The sequence below is a fragment of the Mesorhizobium sp. M7A.F.Ca.CA.002.05.1.1 genome (assembly GCF_003998335.1).
Lineage (GTDB): Bacteria > Pseudomonadota > Alphaproteobacteria > Rhizobiales > Rhizobiaceae > Mesorhizobium.
The window spans coordinates 1-5,024 of record NZ_RZQI01000424.1 but is presented as its reverse complement, the minus strand read 5'-3'; the positions used below and the strand labels follow the sequence as shown (position 1 = coordinate 5,024).

At 62.3% G+C, this 5,024-nt stretch carries 6 protein-coding genes and 1 tRNA gene; 4 read left to right on the top strand and 3 right to left on the bottom strand.

The annotated features are described in order from the left end of the window. The first annotated feature begins 69 nt into the window (after positions 1-69). Positions 70-144 (top strand) — tRNA-Val (locus EN939_RS20500). A 52-nt stretch (positions 145-196) separates the two neighbouring features. On the opposite strand, the gene EN939_RS20495 is transcribed toward EN939_RS20500, so the two are convergent. After that, positions 197-550, bottom strand: a complete 354-nt coding sequence (locus EN939_RS20495; RefSeq protein WP_127269439.1) for a hypothetical protein — start codon at positions 548-550, stop codon at positions 197-199. Positions 551-862: 312 nt separating this feature from the next. Between EN939_RS20495 and EN939_RS40075 the strand changes: the two genes are divergently transcribed. The 3 genes from EN939_RS40075 (at position 863) to EN939_RS20480 (ending at position 2,500) form a co-directional block, all read left to right on the top strand. After that, entirely contained in the window at positions 863-1,096 is a 234-nt protein-coding gene (locus EN939_RS40075) for a GcrA family cell cycle regulator (RefSeq protein WP_127259316.1), read from the top strand. A gap of 126 nt (positions 1,097-1,222) precedes the next feature. Continuing rightward, a complete protein-coding gene (locus EN939_RS20485) occupies positions 1,223-1,480 on the top strand; it encodes a PepSY domain-containing protein (protein WP_127269438.1) in 258 nt (85 codons plus the stop codon). A gap of 534 nt (positions 1,481-2,014) precedes the next feature. Then, the gene (locus EN939_RS20480) at positions 2,015-2,500 is read left to right on the top strand and encodes a hypothetical protein (RefSeq protein ID WP_164749075.1); all 486 of its coding nucleotides are present in this window, start codon (positions 2,015-2,017) and stop codon (positions 2,498-2,500) included. 144 nt (positions 2,501-2,644) lie between these two features. Here EN939_RS20480 and EN939_RS20475 read toward each other — a convergent pair whose 3' ends face one another. Both EN939_RS20475 and EN939_RS20470 read right to left on the bottom strand, forming a co-directional pair. After that, entirely contained in the window at positions 2,645-3,535 is an 891-nt protein-coding gene (locus EN939_RS20475; protein ID WP_127269436.1) for an arginase family protein, read from the bottom strand. 172 nt (positions 3,536-3,707) lie between these two features. Continuing rightward, on the bottom strand, positions 3,708-5,024 hold a 1,317-nt coding region (locus EN939_RS20470), incomplete at its 5' end, for a L,D-transpeptidase family protein (protein ID WP_164751109.1).

The following is a 5,024-nucleotide window of genomic DNA, read 5'->3' as shown; positions in this document are numbered from 1 at the left end:
GGACAGAGCCTTGACTTACCGCACCCGCCTCCCTTATATCGCGGCTCGCTTGGCCTTTGGGCAACGAGCGGGCGATTAGCTCAGCGGGAGAGCACACCCTTCACACGGGTGGGGTCGCAGGTTCAATCCCTGCATCGCCCACCAAAATCCTTACGGCAGCCGGCGATGTCTGGTTGTGGAGATGCACCAGCCGCGATCAGCGCTTCATCGAGTGCAGGATGGCCTGCATGTGCTCTTCCAGGTCGAGTTCACCCCGAGCCTCGGCGGTCAACAGGTAATCGGCCTTGGCCCGGCGGTCGCCTCGGCTGATCGCCGGATAGGAGCAGATGGCCAGCAAGGCTTCCTGTTCAATCCGGTCTGCCGTCCTGCGTTCGTGGCTGCTGCTGCCCGCTCGATGAACAACCCTGTGAAGCCCGGCATAGCTGGCTTCATGGGCTCCGATCAGCGACCGCAATTCGGGTGAGGCCCCTTCCGCTTCGGCAAATTTCGGTTCAATGGCCGAGGCCACGGCGGTGAACGCAAGAAGTGTACGGCGGGTGACTTCGGGCATGCCTCGTATCCCTGCTCTCTGATCATGCAGGCACACCATAGCACCGGCGCAACGGTTCGAAGAGATGCTCCGGGACGCGACCGCACTGTCTGCTGACAAAATGTATTCGCTTCATAGCCCGCCCTCCCAGCGGCAAGTGTGGCCTTAAGTCGCAATGATTGGCTTGCTAAAGCAGGGTTTCGGGCTTCATTGACACCGCGACCAACACCATATGGTGATCCACAGCCCTCCAAAACGAGAGAAGCTCGCTTTGACACGGTCGCATTGCGGTCGTCAGCCGGCAATGGCTATGAACCAGGAACCTGAAAAACCATGCCAGAAAATATCAGACCGATTTCGAAAGACGTCCCCCTCATTCAGCTAGGCGTCTATCAGTGCCGCTTCCCGGTGAGCGAAGACCGGTCAGTGCCCGGCGGTTATCGTTTCTGTGCTGGGCCAACTTCGGCGGATCGCGTCTATTGCGATCACCACCACAGCATCGTGACTGCCGTCGACCCTCGCCGAACCCGTTCAGGTCTCCACCCCGCTCAACGACGCGCCGCGTAAGTCAAGCGGGCGGCGGCCCCTCATTCGGGCAGCTGCAAACCGGTGGACTGAATCGGCACGCATTCCGGCTGCGGAACAAACCGGCACGCCAGCGAGTTTCTGTCCGACGAAACTTGAGGGAAAGCCATGTCCAGATTGCTTCTGGCGACCAGCGTCGCCGTTCTTCTCGCCGGCGGGGCAGCCTTGGCCGCGGACGACAAGCCGCTGCCGCCGCCCAATGCCAAGAAGCTGTCGGAGATCATCGCCAAGGTCGAGCAGCGCGACGGCTTTCGCTATGTGGACGAGGTCGACTGGGACAGCGGCGCCTACACCGTCACCTATTACACGGCGGACAAGGCGAAGGTTGAAATCACCTACGATCCTGTGACGGCGGAGCCGAAATAGGGGAACGTTCCGACGCGAATCCACTGGCCTTTCTTGGCTGTGTCATCGGCCTTTCCGCTAGCGCCGCCCCTCACCTGCCTGCCGGCATCCTCTCCCCGTATAGTGACGGGGAGAGGGACGCTGGCATCGATGGTTTCGCCAATCACCATCCTTTGCAAGGCAAGGATGGCGCCGGCGTTGCGGCCAGCCCCCTTCTCCCCGTCACTATACGGGGAGTCGAGGCGTGGTCCGCGCAGCGGACGAAAAGCCAACTGCTTGGCTTTTCGAACAACGAACGCCCGGCAGGGCGATGAGGGGCGGCGCCGATCTCGGTGATTGATGGTTTCCGCCACAAGTCGGACTTGGCCGAAGCGATTGCCCTTGCCAACCGTCGCCTCCCCTTGCGTCTGTCCCGCTTTGATGGCTGACTGTCGCGCCAGAGCAGTTCACCGTTTCATGGAACGGTGAACTACTCTAACTCTTTGTTTTGACGCAATTCCGGACGGAAAACCGTTCACACTTTTCCTGGAATTGCTCCAGGCGCCGCATTGGGGGATGGGGATGGCGACGGCGAAGCACGTAATGAAGCGCATATTGATGATGTTGGCCGGCTACTTCGTATCGGTGCTGGTCGGCCTGATCGCCATCGCGGTGATCTATGGCGTGCTCAGTTCCTTGCCCAACGCGCCCAGCTATTTCGACGTCATGGGCGTTTCGCCGATCGCGGTGCTGCTGGTGCCGCCGCTCGGCATGTTCGTCTATTTCCTGACCATCGTGGTGACCGCGCTGCAGACGCTGATCTTCGCGCTGATCGCCGAGTTCTTCTCGCTGCGCAATGTCCTGCTGCATATGGTTTTCGGCGCCGGCGCCGCGGTCGGCGGCTTCGCCTTGATCTGGCCGAGCGCGCCGGAGGATATGGACCCGGAGCGTTGGGTCGACATCGGCATCATCGCCGCTGCCGGCCTTGTCGCCGGGTTGCTCTATTGGCTGATCGCCGGGCGCGACGCCGGCTTCCGGCGGCCACTGTTCGAGCGCTACTAGCTTGCAGACTCACAATCGCGGAGCCACGCCGATCGGCTCATGCGGAGCCTTGAAACAGATTCCGCCGCAATATGAAGGCAGTAGAAACGACCTCAAAATCGGTCGCTTCTTGCTGCGCCCGAGAGCAGGCATGGCTCGTCATCGTCATGGCGCTGCTGTTCCGAGCGCAGCGGCCAGTACGTCGGCGAGGCCGCGTCCGGCGCTGCCGTCCTCATCAAGGCGCGGATTGTAGATGGTGATCTCGAGGCCGACTGCCTTGCCGCTCGCCAAGGCAAGCCGGAGCGCGGCCGTTAACTCGTCCCACGACAACCCGCCTGGCACGCGAAAATCGACAGCCGGCATGATGACATCGTCGAGACAGTCGGCGTCGAGATGGATGAAGAAGCCGTCCAATTCCGCTCTCGTCAGGTGATCGACCGCTTCGCGTGCGGCGGCCTCGATGCCCGTCGCGCGCACAGCGGGAAGGTCAAGCACCTTGAGCTCCTCGGGGAGCGGCTGGCTTCCGTACTCCTCCTGATCCTTGTGATCGCGATACGCGAAGGCGACAGCGTCTTCAGGGCGGACCAGAGGACCGCGACCTTCGATGTCGGTCAGAAGCGAGGGACCGTAGCCGGTGACGAAGGCGAGGTCCATCGAGGCACCCTCACCATTGGGTTCCGCCTCTGGCTGGAAGAAATCGGCGTTGCCGTCAATGAAGAGCAAGCCGTAGCGGCCGCGCCGTCGAAACGCGAGCGCCGAGCCCAGCACGATCGTGCAATCGCCGCCCAGCACCACTGGAAACCCGCCTGCGTCAAGCACCGCTTCCACGGCGTCGGCGAGCTTGGGCGACCACTGCGCAATTGCCCTGGCGTTCAGGGTGCCTGTCTCGGAATCGGGCGTCGGGTCCTTCGCAGGCACAGCCAGCCGCCCGGCGCGGCGCGCCTGGATGCGCTCCGCAAGGCCAAGGTCCAGGAGCCGGCCAGGCAAGCGCTCCACACCGTCGGTCGCCAGGCCCAGCGTGGAGGGGGCTTCGAGAATCGCATAATGGCTCGACATAGGCGCCTCCGCTTCGAGCGCTCAACATCGTTCGTCCCTACCGAAACAGGATCACAGTTGCGTTTTGAGCTTGTTCGATAACGGTAGCCGCCGCTCCTCGTTCCCTCTCAGCCGCCTTTCCGCTTTCGGTCATGCCGTATTTATGAGTTAACGGCCTAGCGAAAGCCCTGGATCAACTCGAAGGCGAGCGAACCGCCTCCGTGGCGTCCAGAGCCTGCTTCAGGCGCGAGTCGCGGTCGTAGACGTCGCCGAAATATTCGACCTTGCCGGACAGATCAGGCCAGGCGGTGAAATAGGCGACATAGACCGGGATGGTGCGTGTCACATTCTCGGTCGAGTGGCCGTGCTTCAGCTTCTCGGCGATATAGTCCACGGAGGTGCCAAGCACCGCCGCCGCCATGCCGCGCGGGTCCTGCAGCCGCACGCAGCCATGGCTGAGCGCGCGCATATCACGCTGGAAGAATGATTTCTGCGGCGTGTCGTGCATGTAGATCGCGTGCTTGTTGGGGAACAGGATCTTCAACTCGCCCAGCGCGTTGGCCTCGCTCGGCTGCTGGCGCACGCTGTAGGGGATGTTCGCGCCATAGGCGCCCCAGTTGACCGCCGACGAAGGAATGCGCTTGCCGCGCGAATCCGTCACCTCATAGCCGGACCGGTCGAGATAGCCCGGATCGTTGCGCAATCTCGGCAGCATCTCGTTGACGATGATCGATTGCGGCACGCCCCAATAGGGATGGAAATCGACCTGCTTGATCTGGTCGTAGAAGAAGGAGGTCTGGTTGGTGGTCCGGCCAACGACGACACGCGTCTTGAGCTTTTCCTCGCCATTGTCGATGTAGCTCGCGGTGAAGGCCGGCTGGTTGATGAAGACGCGCGGGCTGCCGAGATCGGAGGGCAGCCAGCGCAGTTCCTCGAGCGCCACTTCCACCTTCAGCAGCTTGTCGGCCTTGGATGTTCCGGCCAGCGTCGCGACGGTGCGCGGGCCGATGACGCCGTCGCCCTTCATGCCTGCCTTTTGCTGCACGGCCTTGATGACCGGGACCAGTTCCGGATCATAGACTTCGCTGGTGGCCAGCCTGGACAGGATCTCGCCATAGGCGCCGCCCATCTCGTCATCGAGATTGCGCGCGATCAAGGTCAGGAGCTTCGGCAGTTCGGGGCTGGTTCCGCCCGGCTTCAGCAACAGTTTGGGGTCGACGACGATTTCGTTTTCCGCACTGGCCTGCAGAGATTCGAGTTCGACGCGCAGCGCCTGGTATTCCGCATTCTGCGGATGCCGCGATTCGAGATAGGTGCGCACTTGCTGGGTATGCGCCAGCGTCCTCAGCACGCCTTGCAAGTCGAGCGGCTTGGCCGGGAAATCATAGTAGCCGGTCATGCGGTTGGGATCGACGCGGCCGTTCTGGGCGTCGTGGGCATAGCGCAGCACACGCGCGGAAAGCGCCATCTCGAAACGGACGAGCTCTTTCAGTTGCGCATTGGCGTCAGT

Excerpts from the sequence above, each read along its gene's own strand:
- EN939_RS20485 (WP_127269438.1), top strand. The coding sequence starts at position 1,223 with ATGTCCAGATTGCTTCTGGCGACCAGCGTCGCCGTTCTTCTCGCCGGC.
- EN939_RS20475 (WP_127269436.1), bottom strand. The coding sequence starts at position 3,535 with ATGTCGAGCCATTATGCGATTCTCGAAGCCCCCTCCACGCTGGGCCTG.
- EN939_RS20480 (WP_164749075.1), top strand. The coding sequence starts at position 2,015 with ATGGGGATGGCGACGGCGAAGCACGTAATGAAGCGCATATTGATGATG.
- EN939_RS40075 (WP_127259316.1), top strand. The coding sequence starts at position 863 with ATGCCAGAAAATATCAGACCGATTTCGAAAGACGTCCCCCTCATTCAG.
- EN939_RS20495 (WP_127269439.1), bottom strand. The coding sequence starts at position 550 with ATGCCCGAAGTCACCCGCCGTACACTTCTTGCGTTCACCGCCGTGGCC.